Source organism: Arthrobacter sp. UCD-GKA (genome assembly GCF_001863355.1).
GTDB lineage: Bacteria > Actinomycetota > Actinomycetes > Actinomycetales > Micrococcaceae > Paeniglutamicibacter.
On the sequence record NZ_MOLR01000002.1, the window covers coordinates 263429 to 285058 of the forward strand.

At 67.1% G+C, this 21630-nt stretch carries 17 protein-coding genes; all 17 read right to left on the reverse strand.

The genetic code is table 11. The features are described from left to right. Positions 1-36 precede the first annotated feature (36 nt). The 17 genes from dnaE to BLJ79_RS04615 all read right to left on the reverse strand — a co-directional run bounded on the left by dnaE (position 37) and on the right by BLJ79_RS04615 (position 21609). Positions 37-3603, reverse strand: coding sequence for a DNA polymerase III subunit alpha (gene dnaE / locus BLJ79_RS04535; RefSeq protein ID WP_083410999.1), 3567 nt, complete (start codon positions 3601-3603; stop codon positions 37-39). Between the two features lie 97 nt (positions 3604-3700). After that, positions 3701-4639: an RluA family pseudouridine synthase gene (locus BLJ79_RS04540; protein ID WP_071213499.1), complete on the reverse strand. Its 939-nt coding sequence runs from the start codon at positions 4637-4639 to the stop codon at positions 3701-3703. Continuing rightward, a complete protein-coding gene (lspA, locus tag BLJ79_RS04545; RefSeq protein WP_083411000.1) occupies positions 4636-5226 on the reverse strand; it encodes a signal peptidase II in 591 nt (196 codons plus the stop codon). The genes BLJ79_RS04540 and lspA overlap by 4 nt, the downstream gene beginning before the upstream one ends. Before the next feature lie 87 nt (positions 5227-5313). Then, positions 5314-6003: a DivIVA domain-containing protein gene (locus BLJ79_RS04550; RefSeq protein ID WP_071213500.1), complete on the reverse strand. Its 690-nt coding sequence runs from the start codon at positions 6001-6003 to the stop codon at positions 5314-5316. Positions 6004-6217: 214 nt separating this feature from the next. Beyond that, a complete protein-coding gene (locus BLJ79_RS04555) occupies positions 6218-6523 on the reverse strand; it encodes a YggT family protein (protein ID WP_071213501.1) in 306 nt (101 codons plus the stop codon). A gap of 21 nt (positions 6524-6544) precedes the next feature. After that, positions 6545-7078: a cell division protein SepF gene (locus BLJ79_RS04560; protein WP_071213502.1), complete on the reverse strand. Its 534-nt coding sequence runs from the start codon at positions 7076-7078 to the stop codon at positions 6545-6547. A 180-nt stretch (positions 7079-7258) separates the two neighbouring features. Beyond that, complete coding sequence (locus BLJ79_RS04565; RefSeq protein WP_071213503.1) at positions 7259-8002, reverse strand: purine nucleoside phosphorylase YfiH/LACC1 family protein; 744 nt, start codon at positions 8000-8002, stop codon at positions 7259-7261. A gap of 38 nt (positions 8003-8040) precedes the next feature. Further along, positions 8041-9210, reverse strand: coding sequence for a cell division protein FtsZ (gene ftsZ / locus BLJ79_RS04570; protein WP_071213504.1), 1170 nt, complete (start codon positions 9208-9210; stop codon positions 8041-8043). A gap of 199 nt (positions 9211-9409) precedes the next feature. After that, positions 9410-10165: a cell division protein FtsQ/DivIB gene (locus BLJ79_RS04575; RefSeq protein ID WP_071213505.1), complete on the reverse strand. Its 756-nt coding sequence runs from the start codon at positions 10163-10165 to the stop codon at positions 9410-9412. Next, positions 10165-11565 (reverse strand): UDP-N-acetylmuramate--L-alanine ligase, encoded by a 1401-nt coding sequence (gene murC / locus BLJ79_RS04580; protein ID WP_071213506.1) that lies wholly within the window; start codon positions 11563-11565, stop codon positions 10165-10167. The genes BLJ79_RS04575 and murC overlap by 1 nt, the downstream gene beginning before the upstream one ends. A gap of 5 nt (positions 11566-11570) precedes the next feature. After that, positions 11571-12698, reverse strand: coding sequence for an undecaprenyldiphospho-muramoylpentapeptide beta-N-acetylglucosaminyltransferase (murG, locus tag BLJ79_RS04585; RefSeq protein WP_071213507.1), 1128 nt, complete (start codon positions 12696-12698; stop codon positions 11571-11573). A gap of 39 nt (positions 12699-12737) precedes the next feature. Continuing rightward, positions 12738-14027, reverse strand: coding sequence for a putative lipid II flippase FtsW (ftsW, locus tag BLJ79_RS04590; RefSeq protein WP_071213508.1), 1290 nt, complete (start codon positions 14025-14027; stop codon positions 12738-12740). A gap of 9 nt (positions 14028-14036) precedes the next feature. Then, complete coding sequence (murD, locus tag BLJ79_RS04595; RefSeq protein WP_071213509.1) at positions 14037-15581, reverse strand: UDP-N-acetylmuramoyl-L-alanine--D-glutamate ligase; 1545 nt, start codon at positions 15579-15581, stop codon at positions 14037-14039. Continuing rightward, positions 15563-16666 carry a phospho-N-acetylmuramoyl-pentapeptide-transferase gene (gene mraY / locus BLJ79_RS04600; protein WP_071213510.1) on the reverse strand — a complete coding sequence of 368 codons (1104 nt, stop codon included), beginning with the start codon at positions 16664-16666 and terminating at the stop codon, positions 15563-15565. The genes murD and mraY overlap by 19 nt, the downstream gene beginning before the upstream one ends. Beyond that, positions 16663-18138 (reverse strand): UDP-N-acetylmuramoyl-tripeptide--D-alanyl-D-alanine ligase, encoded by a 1476-nt coding sequence (locus tag BLJ79_RS04605; protein ID WP_071213511.1) that lies wholly within the window; start codon positions 18136-18138, stop codon positions 16663-16665. Before BLJ79_RS04605 ends, mraY begins: the two co-directional genes overlap by 4 nt. Before the next feature lie 13 nt (positions 18139-18151). Further along, on the reverse strand, positions 18152-19780 hold the full coding sequence (locus BLJ79_RS04610; protein ID WP_071213512.1) for a UDP-N-acetylmuramoyl-L-alanyl-D-glutamate--2,6-diaminopimelate ligase: 1629 nt from the start codon (positions 19778-19780) through the stop codon (positions 18152-18154). Then, positions 19780-21609, reverse strand: coding sequence for a peptidoglycan D,D-transpeptidase FtsI family protein (locus BLJ79_RS04615; RefSeq protein WP_071213513.1), 1830 nt, complete (start codon positions 21607-21609; stop codon positions 19780-19782). The genes BLJ79_RS04610 and BLJ79_RS04615 overlap by 1 nt, the downstream gene beginning before the upstream one ends. Positions 21610-21630 lie beyond the last annotated feature (21 nt).

Consider the following 21630-nt stretch of genomic DNA (forward strand, 5'->3'; position numbering starts at 1 on the left):
CGGTGCCGCGGCCGCGGCGCAGTAGGGACCAGGGCCCTAGCCGTCCAGGCAGGTGGGGCCCAGCAGCACCTTGAGGTCCCCGAAGAGCGCGGAGTTCGGGTTGACCCGGTATTCCATGCCCAGGCGCACCAGCGAGGTCCCGCGGGTGCTGTGCAGCTTCACCCGCACCTCGGTGGTGCCCTGGTGCACGCGCAGCACGTCGCCGAGGGCGGAGATGACTTCCTCGGTGGCCTTGTGGTTGGCCATGGAAATGACCACCGGCCCGCCCTCGCCGTCCTCGCTGATTTCCGGGACCGTGAGCTCCTGGGCGTTGAGCGTGATGGAGCCGTCGTCGCGTTTCTGCACCCGGCCCTTGACCACCACGATCAGGTCCTCGGCCAGCACGTTGGCGATCGGGGCGTAGGCGTTGCCGAAGAACATGGTTTCCATGGACCCGGAGAGGTCCTCGATCTCGCAGCGCGCGTACGGGTTGCCGGACTTCTTGGCGATGCGGCGCTGCAGCGAGGTGATCATGCCGCAGATGGTGACGGTGTGCCCGTCCTGCGGCCCGTCGTCGGAGAGCACCTGGGTGACGGACATGTCGGCGTTTTGGGCCAGTAGCCCGCCCAGTCCCTTGAGCGGGTGGTCCGAGACATACAGGCCCAGCATGTCGCGTTCGAAGGCGAGCTTGTCCTTCTTTTCCCAGTCCGGCAGGTCCGGGACCGCGACGGTCATGCCGGCCGCGGCGGTCGGGTCGTCGAACGCGCTGAAGAGGTCGAACTGGTTGGCGGCCTCGTTGCGTTTGACCGCGATGACCGAGTCCACGGCCTCTTCGTGGATGGCGACCAGGGCGCGGCGCGCGTGGCCCATGGAGTCGAAGGCCCCGGCCTTGATCAGCGATTCGATGGTGCGCTTGTTGCAGACCACCGCGGGGACCTTTTGCAGGAAGTCCGCGAAGTTCTCGAAGTTGCCCTTTTCGGCCCGGGCCTCGACCAGGGCGTTGACGACGTTGGCGCCGACGTTGCGGATGGCCCCCATGCCGAAGCGGATGTCGGTGCCGACCGGGGTGAAGTTCAGCGCCGATTCGTTCACGTCGGGCGCCAGCACGGTGATGCCCATGTGCCGGCATTCGTTCAGGTACATGGCCGTCTTGTCCTTGTCGTCCGCGACGGACGTCAGCAGGGCAGCCATGTATTCGGAGGGGTAGTGGGCCTTGAGGTACGCGGTCCAGTAGGAGATCACGCCGTAGGCGGCCGAGTGCGCCTTGTTGAAGGCGTAGTCGGAGAAGGGAAGCAGGATGTCCCACAGGGCCTTGACGGCCTCCATGCTGTACCCGTTGTCGATCATGCCCTGGGAGAAGCCGGCAAACTGCTTGTCCAGTTCCGATTTCTTCTTCTTGCCCATGGCGCGGCGCAAGATGTCTGCCTGGCCCAGCGAGAAGCCGGCCAGTTTCTGCGCGATGGACATGACCTGCTCCTGGTACACGATCAGGCCGTAGGTGGTTCCCAGGATCTCCCGCAGCGGTTCCAGGAGGGTCGGGTGGATCGGGGTTTCTTCCTGAAGCTTGTTCTTGCGCAACGCGTAGTTGTTGTGCGAGTTCGCGCCCATCGGGCCCGGGCGGTACAGCGCGAGCACCGCGGAGATGTCTTCGAAGTTGTCCGGGCGCATGAGCTTGAGCAGCGAGCGCATGGGCCCGCCGTCGAGCTGGAACACGCCCAGGGTGTCGCCGCGGGCCATCAGTTCGTAGGCACCGGCGTCGTCGAGTTCCAGGCGCTCCAGGTCCAGGTCAACGCCCTGGTTCGCCTTCATGTTTTCCAGGGCGTCGGAGATGATGGTGAGGTTGCGCAACCCCAGGAAGTCCATCTTGATCAGCCCCAGGCCTTCGCAGGTCGGGTAGTCGAATTGCGTGATGACCTGGCCGTCCTGGATGCGGCGCATGATCGGGATGACGTCGATGATCGGGTCCGAGCTCATGATGACCCCGGCGGCGTGCACGCCCCATTGGCGTTTGAGCCCCTCCAGGCCCTTGGCGGTCTCGAAGACGCGCGCGGCTTCCGGGTCGGTGGCCACCAACTGGCGGAAGTCCCCGGCCTCGGAGTAGCGCTTGGACTTGGGGTCCTCGATGTCGTTGAGCGGGATGTCCTTGGCCATGACGGCCGGGGGCAGCGCCTTGGTCAGCTGCTCGCCCATGGAGAAGGGGTAGCCCAGCACGCGCGAGGAGTCCTTCAGCGCCTGCTTGGTCTTGATCGACCCGTAGGTCACGATCATGGACACGCGTTCGTCGCCGTACTTCTCGGTGACGTACCTGATCACTTCAGAGCGGCGCCTATCATCGAAGTCGACGTCGAAGTCGGGCATGGAGACGCGCTCGGGGTTCAGGAAGCGTTCGAAGATCAGCCCGTGGTGCAGCGGGTCGAGGTCGGTGATGCGCATGGCGTACGCGACCATGGACCCGGCGCCGGAGCCGCGCCCGGGTCCCACGCGGATGCCGTTGTCCTTGGACCAGTTGATGAAGTCGGCCACGACCAGGAAGTAGCCGGGGAAGCCCATCTTGATGATGACGTCCAGCTCGTAGTCAGCCTGGCGTCGCACGTCGTCCGGGATGCCGTTGGGGTAGCGGTAGTGCAGCCCGGCGTCGACTTCCTTGATCAGCCAACTGGTCTCGTCCTCCCCAGGCGGGCAGGGGAAGCGCGGCATGTAGTTGGCGCTGGTGTCGAAGGAGACCTCGGCGCGCTCGGCGATCAGCAGGGTGTTGTCGCAGGCGTCGGGCATTTCCCGGAATAGGTGGCGCATTTCGGCCGGGGACTTGAGGTAGTAGCCGGAACCGGAGAAGGCGAAGCGCGAACCGCCCTGGTCGTACGTCGGCTCGTCCAGCGTGGACCCGGAGTTGATGGCCAGCAGCGCCTCGTGGGCCGGGGCGTCGTGCTCGTGGGTGTAGTGCAGGTCGTTGGTGGCAAGCCGCGGGATGTTCAGTTCCTTGGCCAGGCGCAGCAGGTCCTGGGTGACCCGGCGTTCGATGTCCAGGCCGTGGTCCATGAACTCGCAGAAGTAGTTTTCCTTGCCGAACAGGTCCTGGAACTCGGCGGCGGCCGCCTTGGCCTCGTTGTACTGGCCCAGGCGGAGCTTGGTCTGCACCTCTCCGGACGGGCAGCCGGTGGTGGCGATGATGCCCTCGTGGTAGGTGTTCAGCAGGTCGCGGTCAAGGCGCGGGTACTTGCCGAAGACCGAGTCGAGCGAGGCGATGGAGGAGGCCTTGAACAGGTTCTTCATGCCGGTGTTGTTGTAGCTCAACAGCGTCATGTGGGTGTAGAGGCCACCGCCGGAGACGTCGTCGCGGCGCTGGGACTCGTCGGTGCGCCACTTCACGCGGGTCTTGTCGTCGCGCGCGGTGCCCGGGGTGACATAGGCCTCGATGCCGATGATCGGCTTGACGCCGGCGGCGGTCGCCTTGGACCAGAAGTCGAAGGCACCGAACAAATAGCCGTGGTCGGTGGTGGCCAGGGCGGTCATCCCGAGCCGGTTGGTCTCTTCAAAGAGTTCTGTCAGGCGCGCAGCACCGTCAAGCATTGAATATTCGGTGTGCGTGTGAAGGTGTACGAATCCATCGCGATTAGAGCTAGCCACCGATCCAGTCTAGGCCGTTGAGTCAAGCAATGCTGGCCAATCGAACCGGATGTGAATAGCGGCACCCGAAGCCGTGCCGCGGGTGCCGCCGAAGGTCCTAGAAGGTGCCGTCGCGCAGCATTTCCAGGGCGTTGTTCAGATCCAGCGGGTATTCACTGGTGTATTCGACCCATTCGCCGCTCACCGGGTGGAAGAAGCCCAGCCGCTGTGCGTGCAGCCACTGCCGGGTCAGTCCCAGTGCGGCGGCCAGCTTCGGGTCGGCCCCGTAGGTCTGGTCCCCTGCGCAGGGGTGGCGCAGGGCGGAGAAATGCACGCGGATCTGGTGGGTGCGCCCGGTTTCCAGGTTGACCTCCACCAGCGAGGCCCGGCCGAAGGCCTCGATGACCTTGTAGTGGGTCACCGAGTCGCGGCCGTCCTCGACGACGGCGAACTTCCAGTCGTGGCCCGGGTGCCGTCCCAGCGGGGCGTTGATGGTGCCCTCGAGCGGGTCGGGCAGGCCCTGGACCACTGCGTGGTAGATCTTTTTCGGGGTGCGTTCCTTGAAGGCGCGCTTGAGTGCCGTGTAGGCGCGTTCGGTCTTGGCGACGACCATCAGGCCGCTGGTCCCGACGTCCAGGCGGTGGACGATGCCTTGGCGTTCGGAGGCGCCGGAAGTGGAAATCCGGTAGCCCGCGGCCATCAGGGCCCCGACGACGGTGGGCCCGACCCAGCCCGGCGAGGGGTGTGCGGCGACCCCCACGGGCTTGTCGATGACGACGTAGTCATCGTCGTCGGCAATGATCTTGAGGTCTTCCACGAGTTCTACCCTGATTTCTAGTGGGTCCGGACGAAGCGGGATGAAGACTTCGATGGTTGCCCCCGCAGGGGCCTTGCGGGACTTCCCCAGGGCCTTCCCGGCCATGGTGACGTTGCCTTCGCTGCACAGCAGTGCCGCCTGGCCACGGGAGATGCCCAGCCGTTGGACCAGGAAGGCATCGATGCGCGTGCCGGCTTCTTCCTCGGAGACCTGGAGTGTTTCGGTGCGTTCGCCGTTCACGGCTTCTCCTGCGTATCGGTCCCGGGCTTGTTCTTGGAGCCGGACCTGCTGCCGTCGAGCTCCCGGCCGGTGAACAGCAGGAGGCAGATGGCGACCATCGAACAGACGATGAACATGTCCGCGACGTTGAAGATGGCAAAGTTGGGCAGGGCGATGAAGTCGACCACGTGTCCGTGCCCGAAGGACGGCGGACGGAACAGCCGGTCGGTGAGGTTTCCCGCGACCCCGCCCATCAGCCCGCCCAGGGCCAGTGCCCAGGACCAGACGCGGACCTTGCGCACCAGGAAGATCGCGACATAGAGCAGCACTGCGGCCTGGATGATGGTGAAGATCCAGGTGACGCCCTCGCCCATGGAGAAGGCGGCACCGGAGTTCTTGATGAAGTACCAGCGCAGCAGCGGCGGGAAGACATCGATCACCTGGCCCTCGTACATGCTGGTTTCAACGATGCGCTTGGTGAACTGGTCGAGGACCAGCGCCAGGACGGCCAGGGTGCTCGTGGCGAGCACCAGGTGGCGCCGGGTGGCGCTGCCTGCCGCGGGCTTGGCGGCACCCTGTGGTGCCGGTGGTACGGAGCTGTTTTCCATCATGTCCTTTAACGCATTGTTGGCGGCCGGTAACCCGGCCGCCAACAATCTTAAGCCATCAATATGCGAGGCAAGTGGTGAAGCAGATTAGCCGTTGTCCTTGGCGTCTGCCGTGTCCATGGAGCCCTTGGCTTCGAGGTCGCGAAGCTGGCCCTCGATGTAGGTCTTCAGGCGTGCACGGTAGTCGCGTTCGAAGCCACGCAGCTGCTCGACCTTGCGCTCCAGGACAGTTTTCTGCTGTTCCAGGGCGGAGAGGGTCTTGCGGCTCTTCTCCTCGGCCTCGGAAACGAGGCTGTTGGCCTCGACCTGGGCTTCGGCGATGATCTTGTCACGCTGCTCGACACCCGCGGAGACGTATTCGTCGTGCAGGCGCTGGGCCATGGCGAGAACGCCTGCGGCCGATTCGGCGGTGGAGGCCTGGGCGGGAGCTGCTGCCGGGGCTGCTGCAACAACCTTGGCCGGCTCTGCCGCCTTGGGCGCTTCGGCTGCCTTGGGCTCTTCCTTCTTGACCTCGGGAGCCTTGGCTTCCTTGGGCTTGTCGGCCTCGGCAGGCTTGGCTGCCGGTGCGGCCGCCACAGGGGCAGGAACGGACTGTTCGCCTTCGCTGATGCCGGCTTCCGACAGGCGGCGACGCAGTTCGTCATTCTCCTGCGTCAGACGACGTAGCTCGACAACGATCTCGTCTAGGAAATCGTCAACCTCATCCTGATCGTAGCCTTCACGAAACTTCGTCGGCTGAAATCGCTTGTTGACTACATCTTCTGGCGTGAGAGCCATCTGGTCACCTCGATACTTGGTTCTCTCCTCGAACCGCTGAAGTGCGGCTCGAGTACACTTACCGTTTATTGGTGCGCAACCCGGTGCAGTCGTTGCGCCTAATGTGACAACACTATAACGACTGGGCCGGTAAAGGCTAAAGGCAACGCACTTTCTTTCTGAAAGTCTCTTGTCTTGGCCCTTGTCGCACCGTAATTCATGCCTCTCTCAAGGCCTATCCCTGCACCGTGGCCATGCCCAGGTTGTTCACAATAATCTTGAGCACGATGACGGCGAAGAACAAAATGATGAACGCCAGATCCAGGCGGATTCCCCCGAGATCCAGCGGTTTTATGCGCGAGCGCAACCAGCGCATCGGCGGGTCGGTGGTCTTGGCGATCAGCGAGACCGCGACCAGCGCCATGCCGCGCGGACGCCACGAGCGCGCAAACGACTCCGTGACATCAAGCACTATGCGCAACAGCAACATGACTTGCAGCACCGTCAGCACCACATACAGCAGTGCGAAAATTAGCTCCACTATTCCTACGAACCCTTGGACTTAGCTCTGGTTGAAAAACGTGGCCTGGTCTTCGGACTGTTTCTTGTCCTCACCCAGGACCTCGACCGTGGAGGGTGAAAGCAGGAACACCTTGTTGGTGACGCGCTCGATGCTGCCGTGCAGGGCAAAGACCAGCCCCGCGGAGAAATCAACCAGGCGCTTGGCGTCTGCTTCACCCATGTCCGTGACGTTCATGATGACGGGGATGCCATCACGGAAGTTCTCGCCAATGATTTTTGCATCATTGTAAGAACGTGGATGAACGGTGGTGATCTGACGCAATGAAGAGTCCTCGTCCCGTGCAGAAGGTGCGCGCTTGATGGGTGTTACCGGAGCCCGGTATTCGTTTTCGATGACAGGGCGGGGTGCCACTGGTGCTACCGGAGCAGGCTGTGCGGCAACCGGCTCTTCGCGGACCGGCTCGACAACACGCACTTCTTCACGCGCTTCAATGTCGTGCTTCTCGGCCTCGAAGTTCTCGTCACCCTCGGCGAGTCCCAGGTAGATCATTGTCTTGCGCAATGCGCCAGCCATGGTCTTCTCCTTTTGATCGTGCGCGGTCGGCGGTTTACCGAACCGCAAGTCTCTCCGCTAACTAGACGCTACAGCACCATTTGGCGGTGCCGGAGGACATTGGGGCGAATTGCGCGGTGTGTCGCACCGCGGGGGTTGTGCACGGGGCCCCGGAAGGCGGTGCCCGGGGTGGCCCGCGGCCTAGCGCCGTGCGCCCGGTCCGGTTTCCGGCGAACCCGGGGTGGCGGTGTCCCACACCAATCCGGCCAGGCGGCCGGTGCCTGGATCCCTGCGGTAGGAAAAGTAGTCCTCGTTCTCCAGGGTGCAGATCCCCGATTCGGTGACGCCGACGCCAAGGTCGCGTAGTTCGGCCGCCGCGGCGTGCGGCAGGTCCAGCCCGGTGGTTCCCTGGCGGGTTCTGGATCCGATCCCGGGGCGTTGCCCGCAGGCCTCGGCGGCCATGGCCTCGGGAACCTCGTAGCAGGACCCGCAGATGGCCGGCCCGATCCAGGCCTCGAGCTGCCGGGCCCCGGCCGCACGCAGGCGTTCGGCGGTGGCACCCAGGATGCCGTCGAGCAGTCCGCGTCGTCCGGCGTGTGCGACCGCGCTGAGCGCGCCGTGCTCCCCGGTTCCGACGAAGACCACCGGAACGCAGTCGGCGACCATCACGGCCAGCGGCGACGCGGCGTCCGGGGAGAAGAGGGCGTCGCAGGTGAGAATCCCGGTGTCCCGGGATCCTTCGGCCACCTCAAGCACCGTGGCCGAGTGGATCTGGTTCATGTAGCTGAACCGCTTCGGGCCCAGGCCCAGGTCCTGTTCCAGATCGCGACGCCGCAGCAGCACGGCGTCGCGATCGTCCGGAACGTGGACGGCAAGGTTTCCTTCGGCCACGGAAGTGAATGCAATGTGCACGCTCGGGGCGAGCGTCGATTGGTATCGCAACATGGTGGGCCTCGAAGGATCCCTCTCCGGCGGTTTCCCGCCTACTTCAGGAAGTCGGGGACATCCAGGTCGTCGTTGGTGGCCGAGAGGTCCGGCTCAACGATGGCAGGGAGTTCCTCGAAGCCCGGCTCGGCCGTGGCAACCGCCGCGCGAACTTCCTCGCGCGCCGCAGCCGGTGCAGCCATCGGGGCGGCGGGTGCCGCTGCCGGGGCCGCAGGGGCGTTGCGGACCGCCGGTTGCACGGTCTGCGGGGCGCTGGTGGCGTCGACTTGGTCGAAGCCGGCGGCGATCACCGTTACGCGTGCCTCGTCGCCCAGGGCGTCGTCGATGACGGCGCCGAAGATGATGTTGGCTTCCGGGTGTGCGACTTCCTGGACGAGGCGTGCGGCCTCGTTGATCTCGAACAGGCCGAGGTCCGAGCCGCCCTGGATGGACAGCAGGACGCCGTGGGCGCCGTCGATGGAGGCCTCGAGCAGCGGGGAGGCGATGGCGAGCTCGGCGGCCTTGACCGCGCGATCCTCGCCGCGTGCCGAGCCGATGCCCATGAGTGCCGAGCCGGCTCCCTGCATGACCGACTTCACATCGGCGAAGTCGAGGTTGATCAGGCCCGGGGTGGTGATCAGGTCGGTGATGCCCTGGACGCCGGAAAGCAGCACCTGGTCGGCCTGGCGGAAGGCGTCCAGGACCGAGACGTTGCGGTCGGAGATCGAAAGCAGGCGGTCGTTGGGGATGACGATGAGGGTGTCGACCTCGTCGCGCAGCGCCTCGATGCCGTTGTCGGCGCTGGTGGCGCGGCGACGGCCTTCGAAGGTGAACGGACGGGTGACCACGCCAATGGTCAGTGCGCCCAGACCGCGGGCGATGCGTGCGATGACCGGCGCGCCACCGGTACCGGTGCCACCGCCTTCACCGGCGGTGACGAAGACCATATCGGCCCCGCGCAGCACTTCCTCGATTTCCTCCGCGTGGTCCTCGGCTGCCTGGCGACCCACATCGGGGTTGGCACCGGCACCCAGGCCACGGGTAAGTTCGCGTCCCACATCGAGCTTGACGTCGGCATCGCTCATGAGCAATGCCTGCGCATCCGTGTTGATTGCAATAAATTCGACGCCTCGCAGGCCAACTTCGATCATGCGGTTGACGGCGTTGACGCCGCCACCGCCGATGCCGACGACCTTGATGACGGCGAGGTAGTTCTGTGGAGCTGCCACGTCCTGATTCCCTTGTTCGATGTGCTGCTGACCGAGGAAGCTCAACCGGACCAACGTTAACCCTCAACTCGAAGGTTATAGTTATGTCAAGCAACCGCTATTAAAACGCTATGTTTCGTGGTTCGTACATGCAACGACCAAGGCAGCGTGTCGCCCCTAAGTCGTTCTTTTTTCTTGTAATTATGCCTTTGGCGGACCGTTAACGGGCCACCGGGTGCTGCGGGCTGGAAATGTCGTACACCTTGATCGGTGCCTTCTTGTCCTTCGGGGCCCCCAGAAGTGCTTCAAGAACCTTTGTCTTGAGCGCCGAATCCTGGTCGTTGCCCCAAATCACCAGTGTCCCGTCGTTGAGCTTGAGCTCGACAAAGTCCTTGCTGGTGGCCGTTGCATGATCCACCGTCGCCAACAGCTTATCGGGTAGTTCTGAGAGAACCCGGGTGAGCATCGCAAACACCTTGGGATCCTTGGTCACCTTCGAGGAGCGGATGGTCGGAAGCTTCGGCTTGTCCTTGGCACCCAGCTTCGCCAACCGCTGCCCCTCGGGGCCCACCAGGGAACGCTGCTTGCCTTCCAGCAGCACCGCCACCGGAACGAATTCCACGACCTGGACCTGCAGCGTGTTGTTCGCCTCTGCCTGCACGATCGCGTCCTTCACCGCCGGCTCCCCCGCCAGCAGCTCCATGACCGTGCCGGTCCCGACCCGCGAGAGCGGGACCCCGTGCAGCGGTTCCAGGGCCTGCTGGATCTTCTTCTCGCTGACCAGCTCGTTGCCCGAGACCGTGATCGACTTGATCGCCAGGATCGGGGAAAACGTCAGCACCAGGACCAGTGCCACGACCAGCGCGGCGACCACCGCGCCGCCGATGAGCCAGCGGTTCCTGGCGCGCACCGCGGGGTCCTGCGGCAGGTCAAGGACGTTCGATTCCCCCGGCCCCGCCCCGGTGTTGCCCCGCATCAGCTGCCCGGGCGTTCTTCCAGGGCGGCCAGGATGGCGCTGCCCTGCTCGGTGACGTCCCCGGCTCCGATGGTCATGATGACGTCGCCGGCCTTCGCGGCCGCGGCCAGCACCCCGGCGGCCTGGCCCATGGACACCAGCCCGCCGGCGGTGTTCAGCTCGCGGGTCACCAATTCGCTGGTCACCCCGGGGATCGGGGTTTCGCGCGCCGGATAGATCTCCAGCACGTAGGCCGAATCCGCCAGCGAGAGCGCCGCGGCGAACTCGCGGTGGAATTCCTTGGTGCGGGAGAACAGGTGCGGCTGGAACAGCACGTGGACCGCCCCGTCGCCGGCCACGGCGCGGGCGGCACGCAGCGCCGCCAGCACCTCGGTGGGGTGGTGGGCGTAGTCGTCATAGACCCGCACCCCGGCGGCCTCGCCGCGGAAGTCGAAGCGGCGCGCCGCCCCGGTGAAGGTACCGAGCCCGGCCACCGCGACCTCGGGATCCAGCCCGCAGTCCAGGCCGACGGCGAAGCCCGCCGCGGCGTTGAGCAGGTTGTGGTTCCCCGGCAGGGCGAGCTCCAGCTCCGCGGTTTCCCCCGCGCCCCATTCCAGGGTGCAGGCGAAACGCTGTCCGCGCGGGTGCGCATCGGCCAGCCGGCGGTCGGCGTCCTCGGAGAATCCGTAGGTCTGAACCCGCAGGTCCGGGCGCTCGCGGCGCATCCGCTCGGCCAGGGCCAGCGACCCGGGGTCGTCGGCGCAGCAGATCAGCAGCCCGTCCTCGGGCAGCAGGGAGGCAAAGGCGTAGAAAGCCTGGTGCACGGCCTCGACGGAACCGTAGTGGTCAAGGTGGTCGGCCTCGATGTTGGTGACCACCGCGACGTCCGGGGAGTAGTTCAGGAACGAGGCGTCGGATTCGTCGGCCTCGGCCACGAACACCCGCCCCTGCCCGTACTCGGCGTTGAACCCCAGCGAACCGATGTTCGCCCCGACGGCGAAGGTCGGGGAGATCCCGGCCTCGCGCAGCATGAAGGCGATCAGCGAAGTCGTGGTGGTCTTGCCGTGGGTGCCGGCCACGGTGATGACCCGGTGGCCCTCCATGGTGGCCGCCAGCCCCTCGGAGCGGTGCAGGATCCGCAGCCCGCGGGCCACGGCCTCGTCGTACTCCGGGTTTCCGGCCTTGATGATCGAGGAGATGACCACGGTGTCGGCGTCGCCGAGGTTCTGCGCGGCGTAACCCACGCAGATCCGCGCCCCGGCCTCGCGCAGGTCGTCCAGGACCGGCAGCTCCTTGGCGTCGGATCCCGAGACGTTCAGGCCGCGGGCCAGCATCAGCCGGGCCACCGCGGAGACCCCGACCCCGCCGATGCCCATCAGGTGGACGTTGCCCAGGTTCTCAAGTGTGTGTAGTTCCTGCATGTCCCTTAGCTTCCCGTGGTGGTTGGTGGCGGCGTCGTGCGGCCCAGGCCCTGGCGGATCATTGCGGCCATGACCGCTGCGGCATCGGTCTTGCCCTGGGTCTTGGCGGCAGCCCCCATGGCGTCCAGCGCCTCCTTGTCGGCCAGCAGCGGCAGCAGCGTATTGGCCAGGTACGAGGTGGTGAACTGCGCGTCCTCCACCAGCAGCGCTCCCCCGGCGGCGACCAGGTCGGCGGCGTTCAGGCGCTGCTCCCCGTTGCCGATGGGCAGCGGGACCAAGACCGAGGGGGTCCCGGCCACCGCGAGTTCGCACACCGTGCCGGCCCCGGAGCGGGCGACGATCAGGTCGGCGGCGGCATAGGCCTGGTCCATGGAGTCCACGTACTCGACCTGCCGGTAGCCCGCGGCGGACAGCGGCTTGCCGTCCGGCGCGAGCACCGCCTTGCCGCGGCCGGTGATGTGCAGCACCTGCACCCCGGCGCGCGCCAGCAGCGGCAGCGACGCGGCGATGGTGGCGTTGATCGAGGCGGCCCCCGAGGAGCCCCCGGTGACCACCAGGGCCGGTGCATCCCCGGTGAAGCCCAGGGCCTCGCGGGCCGCATCGCGCTGCGCCGCCCGGTCCATGGTGGCCACGAAGCCGCGCATCGGCATGCCCACCACCTTGGCCCCGGGCAGCCCGGTGCCGCTGAAGGCCGTCCCGACGCCGGCGGCGAAGCGGGCGCCGACCCTGTTGGCCAGCCCGGCCCGGGCGTTGGCCTCGTGGATGAAGATCGGCAGCTTGCGCTTCCTGGCGGCGAGGTACACCGGGGTGCACACGTAGCCGCCGACCCCGAGCACGGCCCGGGCCCCGGCGTCGTCCAGGATCCTCCCGGCGGCCTTGATCGCGGCCAGGAAGCGGAAGGGCAGCTTGAGCAGGTCCACCGAGGGACGGCGCGGCATGGGCACCTTGGCGATGGTGCGCAGCTCGTAGCCGGCCTCGGGGACCAGCCTGGTTTCCAGGCCGTCGGCGGTTCCCACCGCGGTCACGGCGGCGTCCGGGTCCGCCTGGCGCAGGGCGTCGGCGATCGCGATCATGGGGGTGATGTGTCCGGCCGTGCCGCCGCCGGCGACCACCACGGCAAATGCGTCAGTCATGGGCAAGGTGTGCTGCTTTCGAAGGTGTGTCAAGTGGTTTCAGCGTTTGGACCGCGCCCTGGCCAGCAGGGCCGCGAGCCCGCGCGCGGTTCCGGCCGGTTGCAGCCGAACGCGTTGTTCCCGGGCAAAGGACAGTACCACCCCGACGCCCAGGAACGCGGCAAGCAGGGCCGAGCCGCCGGAGGAGATGAAGGGAAGCGGGACCCCGATCACCGGCAGCAGGCCGGTGACCATCCCGATGTTGATGAAAGCCTGCCCGATGAGCCAGGCCATGATGCCGCTGATGGCCACCCGCCCGAAGATGGTCCCGGTGCGCACCGCAATCCGGTACATGGCCACCGCCAGCATCGCGTAGAGCACGATCACGAAGATGGTGCCCAGCAGGCCCAGTTCCTCGCCGAGCACCGCGAAGATGAAGTCGTTCTGCGCCTCGGGGATGTGTGACCACTTCTGCCTCGACTGGCCCAGCCCCACGCCGAACCAGCCGCCGGAGGCCAGGGCGAACAACCCCTGCTGGGCCTGGTAGCAGTAGTCGTTCAGGTCCCCGCAGGCAATGCCCAGCCACGCCAGGATGCGGCCCATGCGGTTGGGCGCCACCAGCACCATCACCAGGATCCCGACCACGCCCAGCAGCCCGGCCAGCACGAAGAGCCTGGCCTTGGCGCCGCCGACGAACATCACCACGGCCAGGATCAGCAGCAGGATCAGCGCGGTGCCCAGGTCGTGGCCCAGCAGCACCAGCCCGACCACCAGCAGCCCGAAGGGCACCAGCAGCGGGATGACGGCGTGTTTCCACTGGTCCATCAGGTTGGCCTTGCGTTCGACCACCCAGGCGCCCCACAGGGCCAGGGCGACCTTGGCGAACTCCGAGGGCTGGATGGAGAAGGACCCGATGTAGATCCAGTTCTTGTTGCCGTAGATCTCGGTGCCGAAGGCCAGCACGGCCATCAGCAGAATCGCTGCGACGCCCAACGCCGGCCAGGCCAGCTTCTTGAGGGTCCGCAGCGGCAGCATCTGCATGCCGACCATGGCCGCGACCCCGAGGATCGCCCACATCGACTGCCGGGAGAAGTCGCCGAAGGCGGACTTGTTCCGGGCGATGGCCTCCACCGAGGAGGAGGAAAGCACCATGATCAGGCCCATGAAGGTCAGCGCCAGCGTGGTGCCCAGCACCACGTAGTAGTTGATCTGGGCGCCGCGCAGCGAGGGGTCCTCGAGGCGGGTGAACCAGGCGGAGGGCCCGCGGGGCTCGCGTCCCCGGCCGCGCGCGGGGCCCGGGGTGCCGGCCTTGGCGCCCTTGCCGCGCGGGGTCCGGGAAGTGCCGCTCACGGTCGCTCCTTACTTGCTTGTCTCCCCCATGAGCGCACGGACCGCGTCGATGAAGGCATTGCCGCGTTGTGCGTATGAGGTGAATTGGTCCATTGAGGCTGCTGCCGGTGCCATGAGCACGGTGTCCCCGGGCTCGGCGATCCCGGCGGCTTCGGTGACGGCCCGGGCCATCACGGCCCAGCCGGCTGCCGAGCCGGTTGTTCCGGCCGCGGTCTCCCGTTCAGTTTCGCGCACGCCGGGCCCGATCACGGGCACCAGTGGCGCGTGTCGTTCAAGGGCTTCGCGCAGCTTGGCGGTGTCGGTGCCGATCAGCACCACCGCCTTGAGCCGGGTGGCGTGCGCCGAGACCAACTCGTCGTATTCCACGCCCTTGGACAGGCCCCCGGCGATCCAGATGACCGAGGAGAAGGCGCCCAGCGAGGCGTTGGCGGCGTGCGGGTTGGTGGCCTTGGAATCGTTGATCCACAGCACGTCGTCGCGGCGGGCCACGGCCTGGATGCGGTGGTCCCCCGCGTCGAAGCCGGCCAGGCCCCTGGCGACCGCGTCGGGTTCGACCCCGTAGGCGCGGGCCAGGGCGGCAGCGGCCGCGGCGTTGGCGGCGGTGTGCCGGGGCACGACCTCGCCGATGTCCTTCAGGGCGATGAGTTCGGCCGCCGAGTTCCTGCGGTCCTCCAGGAAGGCGCGGTCCACCAGCAGGTCCTCGACCACCCCGACCATGCTCACCGCCGGGACCCCGGTGGTGAAGCCGATGGCGCGGCAGCCCTCGATGACGTCGGCGTTCTCGACCATGGCCTCCACCACGGGCTCCTCGGCGTTGTAGATCGCCGCGACGCGGGTCCGCTCGTAGATCTTGGCCTTGTCGGCCTTGTAGTTTTCGAACCCGCCGTGCCAGTCCACGTGGTCCTCGGCGATGTTCAGCACCACGGAGGCCAGCGGGGAGATGCTGTGGGTGAAGTGCAGCTGGAAGCTGGAGAGCTCCACGGCGATCACGTCGAAGCCCTCCGGATCCCGGATCGCATCCAGGATCGGGGTGCCGACGTTGCCGGCGGCAACCGCGCGCAGGCCTGCGGCCCTGAAGATCGCCTCGGTCATCCCCACCGTGGTGGTCTTGCCGTTGGTCCCGGTGATGACGACCCATTCGGCGGTCTTGCGGCCCGCCTTCTCGCGCACGCGCCAGGCCAGTTCCACGTCGCCCCAGATCTCGATCCCGGCCTCGGCGGCCGCGGCGAGCATGGGTTGGCGCGGGTTCCAGCCCGGGGAGGCGATGAGCAGCTGCGGGGCCGCCCCGTCGATGAGCGGCAGCGCGTCGGTGTGCGCGGGGCCCAGCAGCACGTCGGTGGCGCCGACGATCTTCAGCGTGTCGGCCCGCGAGCGGTTCACCTCGGTGTCGGCGCCGTCGATGACCACGACCTTGGCGCCGAGTTCGATCAGCGTGTCGGCGGCGGAGAAGCCGGACAGGCCCAGGCCCGCCACGACGACGCGCAGCCCCGCCCAGTCCGATTCCCAGCGGACCAGGTGCCCAAGATTGACAGGTGTCACAGTCCAACGACCCATTCGGAGTAGAAGATGCCCAGCCCGGCGGCCACGAACAGCCCGCCGAGGATCCAGAAGCGGACCACCACGTTCTCCTCGGCCCAGCCGGAGAGCTCGAAGTGGTGCTGCAGCGGCGCCATCTTGAACACGCGCTTGCCGCCCGAAAGCTTGAAGAACCCGACCTGGATGATCACCGAGAAGGTGATCATCACGAACAGCCCGGCCAGCACGACCAGCAGCACCTGGGTGCGGGAGAGGATGGCGAAGGCCGCCACGGCGCCGCCGATGGCCAGCGACCCGGTGTCGCCCATGAAGATCTTGGCCGGCTTCGCGTTCCACCAGAGGAACCCGATCAAGGCGCCGCAGAGGATCGCGCCGAGCAGGGCCAGGTCCATGGGGTCGCGCACGGTGTAGCAGACGTTGGCCGCCTCGTGCAGGGCACAGGCCTGGTTCTGCTGCCAGATCCCGATGATGGTGTAGGCGCCGAAGACCATGATGGAGGCGCCGGTGGCCAGCCCGTCCAGGCCGTCGGTGAGGTTCACGCCGTTGGTGGCGGCGGTGACGATCAGGTTGGACCAGACCACGAACAGCACCAGGCCCAGGACCGGGCCGGCGAAGGCCAAATCGATGTTGGTGTCGCGCAGGAAGGAGATCGCGGTCGAGGCCGGGGTCAGGCCCTTCTCGTTGGGGAAGTTCAGCGCCAGCACGGCAAAGCCGATGCCCACCGCCGCCTGCAGCACGATCTTTTCCCAGGCGCGCAGGCCCAGCGAGCGTTTCTTGGCAATCTTGATGAAGTCGTCGAGGAACCCGACCACGCCCATCCCGCCGAAGAGCAGCAGCAGCAGCAGCCCGCTGGAGGTCACCCCGGCGGAGGGCCGGCCCATCAGGGACAGCAGGCCGTGGGTGGCGAAGTAGCTCAGGATCACCGCGGCGATGATCACGACCCCGCCCATGGTGGGGGTGCCGGACTTGGTGGCGTGCGAGGTGGGTCCGTCGTCGCGGACCACCTGGCCGTACTGCCGGCGCTTGAGCATGCGGATGAACAATGGCATGGTGACCATCGTGAAGATCAAGGCGATGCCTGATCCCATGATTAGAGCAATCACAGTGCGGTGCCCTCCTTTGCGGCGGGTGCGCCGTTGTTGGTTCCGGCAATCTGGTCGCCCAGGTGCCGCAGGCCGGCACCGTTGGAGGACTTGAACAGCACGATGTCCCCCGGGAGCAGGTTTTCGTTCAGGATGCGGGCGGCGGCCTTGGCGTCCTCGGCGTAGTACGCCTCGTCGCCCCAGCTGCCCTCGAGCACCGCGGAGTTGTAGGCCAGCTTGGCCCCGCGCCCCACGACGAGCAGTTTCTTGATGTTCATGCGCACCGCGATGCGGCCCAGCATGTCGTGTTCGTGGCGGGATTCCTCGCCGAGTTCGAGCATTTCGCCCAGCACCGCCCAGGTGCGCCTGGCGTTGCCCTGCGCGTCGGGCAGGCCGAGTTCGGCCAGCGTGCGCAGCGCGGCGCGCATCGAGTCCGGGTTGGCGTTGTAGGCGTCGTTGATGATGCTCACCCCGTCGGCCCGTTCGAAGCGTTCCATCCGCCAGCGGCTGGCCGGGCCCAGGTCCTGCAGGGTCGCGGCGATCTTCGCCGGTGCCAGGCCCAGGTATTCGGCCACGGCGGCGGCGGCCAGGATGTTGGCCACGTGGTGGCGCCCGATGAGCCCGGAGGTCACCGGGTGCTCGGTGGCGTCGGCCGCCACGAGCGTGAAGACGGGGTGGCCGTTGGCGTCGACGTCCAGGTCGCGGGCCCAGACGCCGGCGGCGTCCCCCGCGGTGCGCTGGACGCCGAAGCGCAGCACCGGCGCAACGGTGCGGGTGTGCATGGCCGCGACGAGGTTGTCGTCGTTGTTCAGCACCGCGAGCCCGGTGGCGGGAAGCGCCTCGACCATTTCGCCCTTGGCCTTGGCGATGTTTTCGATGCCGCCGAATTCCCCGGCGTGGGCCGATCCGACGCCCAGCACGACCCCGACCTCGGGGTGGACCATGTCGGTGAGGTAGGTGATGTGGCCGATGCCGGTGGCACCCATCTCCACGACCAGGTACTTGGTCTCCGCGGTGGCCCGGAAGACGGTCAGCGGGACGCCGACCTCGCCGTTGTAGGAGCCCAGCGGGGCGATGGTCGGGCCGAGTTCGCCCAGCAGCGCGGCGAGCAGGTCCTTGGTGGTGGTCTTGCCGGCCGACCCGGTGATGCCCACCACGCGCAGCCCGTTGGAGGCCTTGAGTCGCTCGACGATGGCCGCGGCGATCTGGCCCATGGCGATGACGGCGTCGGGGACGATGATCGCCGGGTGGACGGTGCCGTCCTGCGCCAGGGTTTCGCGCTCGGCCAGGGCCAGCACGGCACCCTGCTTGAGGGCGGCGTCGATGAAGTGGTGTCCGTCGGAGGACTCCCCGGGCTTGGCCACGAAGAGCCAACCGGTTTCACAGGCACGCGAGTCGGTGTCGACCCCGAGGACGGAGGTGTCGGCGCTGGCCGAGGAGGTGAGTCGCCCGCCGGTGATTTCGGCGATTTCGGCGGAAAGAAGATCAATCATGGCAACTAGGACTTTACCCTTCATCCGCGGGATCGGTGGAACCGGAAGCCGGTTCCAGGGGGTGGAAGCCGTTGGCGAGCAATGCCCGGCGCAGCTCCTGCCGGTCGTCGAGTTCCAGGTTCACGCCCATGACTTCCTGGAAGACCTCGTGGCCGCGCCCGGCGACCAGGATGGTGTCGTGTTCCCCCGCCATCGCCGCCGCGGCGGCAATTGCGGCCGCCCGCGGGTGGATCTCGTGGACCTCGGACCCAAGCCCGTTGGCGAGGATTTCGGCCCGCGCGCCGGCGGCGACCGCCTCCCGGATCCCGGAGGGGTCCTCGGAGTGCGGGTCGTCGTCAGTGACAATGACCACGTCTGCGTGTCTGGCGGCCACGGCGCCCATGACCGGGCGCTTGGTCGCGTCGCGTTCGCCGGTGGCCCCGAAGACCACGATGACCCGGGAACCCGGCTCGGTGGAGCGCACCGAACCCAGGGCCCGGGCCAGGGCGTCTGGGTTGTGGGCGAAGTCGACGATGGCGGCCGGGGATTCGGCGATGACCTGCATCCGGCCGGGCACCTGGACGGTCAGCGGGTTGGCGGCATCCAGGGCTGCCTGCAGCTGCCCCGGTTCGACCCCGGAGGCCAGCACCATCACCACGGCCAGGGCGGCGTTGGAGACGTTGAAGTCCCCCGGCAGGCCGGTGACGGCGGTGAACACCTGCTCCCCGGGGCCGTGCAGCTCGAAGCGGTGCCCGAGGCCGGCCGGGCGCACGTTGGCCACGACCCAGTCCGCGTCCGTTCCGGTGCCGGTGGTGGCCAGGGTCCAGACCTCCGCCGTGGCCTGGGCGGCCATGGCACGTCCCCAGTCGTCGTCGACGGTGATCACGGCGCGATCGCTGCGTTCCAGGTCGAAGAGCTCGGCCTTGGTCGCAAAGTATTCCTGCATGCTGCCGTGCAGGTCCAGGTGGTCCTGGGTGAGGTTGGTGAAGCCGGAGACCGCGAAGCGCAGGCCGTCGACCCTTCGGTAGGACAGCGAGTGGGAGGACACCTCCATGGTGGCGGAGGTGACGCCCAGTTCCCGCATGCGGGCCATCAGGCCGTGCAGCTGCGGGGCCTCGGGGGTGGTGAGGATGCTGGGGATCGGGGTCTGCCCGGCGGAGATCTCGATGGTGCCCACCAGGCCGGTTTCCCGGCCCAGGGCGCCGAGCACCGAGCGGATCATGTAGCTTGTGGTGGTCTTCCCGTTGGTTCCGGTCAGCCCGAACAGCTCGGGGCAGTCCTCGTCGGTCCCGTAGATGAGGGCGGCCAGTTCCCCGACGACCTCGCGCACATCCGCGGCCAGCAGCACCGGCAGGCCCGGCGCCGAGGCGGCGGCTTCGCCCTCGATGTCGGTGAGGATCGCGGCGGCACCGGCCTGCGCGGCGGCGGCGGCAAATTGCGCGCCGTGGAACCGGGCCCCCGGAGCGGCGACATAGAGGTCCCCGGGCAGCACGGCGCGGGAGTCCAGGCAGATGCCGGAGACCTGCGCCTCGCCGTTCCCGATGATGTTCGCACCCCGCCCGGTTTCGTGCAGGTATTCGAGCATGGCTCGCAGGGTGGTGGTGCGTTGTTTCAGCGGGCGCAGCAGCGTTTCCGCCGCGCGGGGTGTGAGGGCTTCAGGCATTACCAGGATTTCTTTTGTTCGGATCCGATGAACACGTCGTACCCGTTGGGCTTCGAATTGCTCGGCGGAACGTTGTAGGCGTTCAGGGTCTTGCCCATGACTTCGCTGAAGGTGTCGCCCACGGACCAGGACTTCCAGTCTCCCTTGGGGCGGTACATGGTGACCACGACGGCGATCTGGGGGTCGTCCAGCGGGGCGACCCCGGCGAACGAGTTGGTGTAGCCGTCGTAGCCGCCGTTTGGCCCGGCGGCCTGGCCGGTGCCCGACTTGCCGCCGACGCGGTAGCCGGACACAGCCATCTTAGTACCCGTTCCCTCCAGGACCACAGTCTCCATCAAGCGCAGCATCTCCTTGGAGGTCTTCGCGGAAACCACGCGCTCGGACTTGGGTGCCGCGGGCTTCTCGATGGTGCCGTCGGGGTTGACGTAGGAATCGATCAGCGTGGGATCGATGCGCACCCCGCCGTTGGCGATGGCCTGGGTGATCTGCGCGGTGTGCAGCGCGGTCTGGGTGTAGGCCTGGCCGAACATGGTCGCGTACTGCTGGCGCCGTTCCCAGTCCTGCGGCTTGGCCAGGATGCCCTGGCTGGCCCCGGACAGGCCGATGTTGATGGCCTTGCCGAGGCCGAACTTCTTCATGTACTTGTAGCGGGTCTCGTTGCTCATCTTGTTGCCGATCATGACCGTGCCGGTGTTGTAGGAGCGGGCGAAGATGCCCGCGACGGTCATGTCGTAGGTGGAGTGCTTCAACGAGTCGTTGATGGTTTCCTTGTTGATGGTGTACGCGTTGGGGACCTTGAAGGCGTCGGTGGGCTTGACCACGCCCTCCTCGAGGGCCGCGGCGAAGGTCGGGACCTTGCCGGTGGATCCCGGTTCGAAGGCCTGGGTGATGGAGGCCGAGCGGCGGAACGTTGCCTCGGTGGCGCTGGGGTCGTTGGGGTCAAGCTGGTTGGAGTCGCCGATGGCGATCAGCCGTCCGGTCTTGACCTCGCTGACGATCACCGAGACCCATTCGGCGTTGAACTGCTTCTGCTTCTTCAGCGCCTCTTCCTGGGCGATGAAGTTGATGTCCGCGTCCAGGGTCAGTTTCACGTCCTGCCCGTCGACCGCGGGGACCTCGGTGGTCTCGGCAACGGGGATCCGCACGCCGTCGGCGCCGACCTCGTAGGTCCGCGTTCCGGGGGTTCCGGTCAGGCGCTTGTCCTGGCTCATTTCCAGGCCCTCGGCGCCCTTGAGCGACTGCTGGTCGTCGGTGTTCATCACGAAGCCGAGCAGGGGGCCGGCCACCACCCCGTTGGGGTACTGGCGTTCGCTGCGCAGCTGTCCGGTCAGCGTGGGGATGCGCAGTTCCATGACCGAGTTGCGGACCTCGGGGGTCACTCCCTTGGCCACCACGGAGTAGGCGTTCTTCTTCGCCCCGGGATCGCCCACGATCGCGGTGCGCACGGTGTCGATGTCCTGGTCGATGAGCTGTGCCAGCTCGCCCACGGCCTGCTCGATGCTCACCGATTCCCGGGTGGTTCCACCGGAGAGCTTCTTGCGCACGATCGGCTTGTCGGCATCGACCTTCCGCTGGTCGATGACCAGGTCGTAGCGATCGACGCTGGTGGCCAGGATCGTGCCCTTGGAATCCAGGATCTGGCCGCGCTTGGGTTGCGTTTCCTGGACCCGGGTGCGATTGTCCACCGCTTCGGCGGCCACGGCCTTGGCATTGAGCGACTGGACGAAGAACAGCCGTCCGCCGGTGATCAGCAACAGCACCAGGGAGATCGCCACCACCATGCGCAGGCGCAGGTGGGTCGTTCCGGTGGTTGGGGATTTTGGTGGCATTCGGTCCTCAGCTCATACCGG

Bases quoted from the DNA above. Each gene is read 5' to 3' on its own strand.
- lspA (WP_083411000.1), bottom strand. From the start codon at position 5,226: ATGGAAAACAGCTCCGTACCACCGGCACCACAGGGTGCCGCCAAGCCC.
- BLJ79_RS04550 (WP_071213500.1), bottom strand. From the start codon at position 6,003: ATGGCTCTCACGCCAGAAGATGTAGTCAACAAGCGATTTCAGCCGACG.
- BLJ79_RS04560 (WP_071213502.1), bottom strand. From the start codon at position 7,078: ATGGCTGGCGCATTGCGCAAGACAATGATCTACCTGGGACTCGCCGAG.
- BLJ79_RS04565 (WP_071213503.1), bottom strand. From the start codon at position 8,002: ATGTTGCGATACCAATCGACGCTCGCCCCGAGCGTGCACATTGCATTC.
- BLJ79_RS04575 (WP_071213505.1), bottom strand. From the start codon at position 10,165: ATGCGGGGCAACACCGGGGCGGGGCCGGGGGAATCGAACGTCCTTGAC.
- murC (WP_071213506.1), bottom strand. From the start codon at position 11,565: ATGCAGGAACTACACACACTTGAGAACCTGGGCAACGTCCACCTGATG.
- murG (WP_071213507.1), bottom strand. From the start codon at position 12,698: ATGACTGACGCATTTGCCGTGGTGGTCGCCGGCGGCGGCACGGCCGGA.
- murD (WP_071213509.1), bottom strand. From the start codon at position 15,581: ATGGGTCGTTGGACTGTGACACCTGTCAATCTTGGGCACCTGGTCCGC.
- BLJ79_RS04605 (WP_071213511.1), bottom strand. From the start codon at position 18,138: ATGATTGATCTTCTTTCCGCCGAAATCGCCGAAATCACCGGCGGGCGA.
- BLJ79_RS04610 (WP_071213512.1), bottom strand. From the start codon at position 19,780: ATGCCTGAAGCCCTCACACCCCGCGCGGCGGAAACGCTGCTGCGCCCG.
- BLJ79_RS04615 (WP_071213513.1), bottom strand. From the start codon at position 21,609: ATGCCACCAAAATCCCCAACCACCGGAACGACCCACCTGCGCCTGCGC.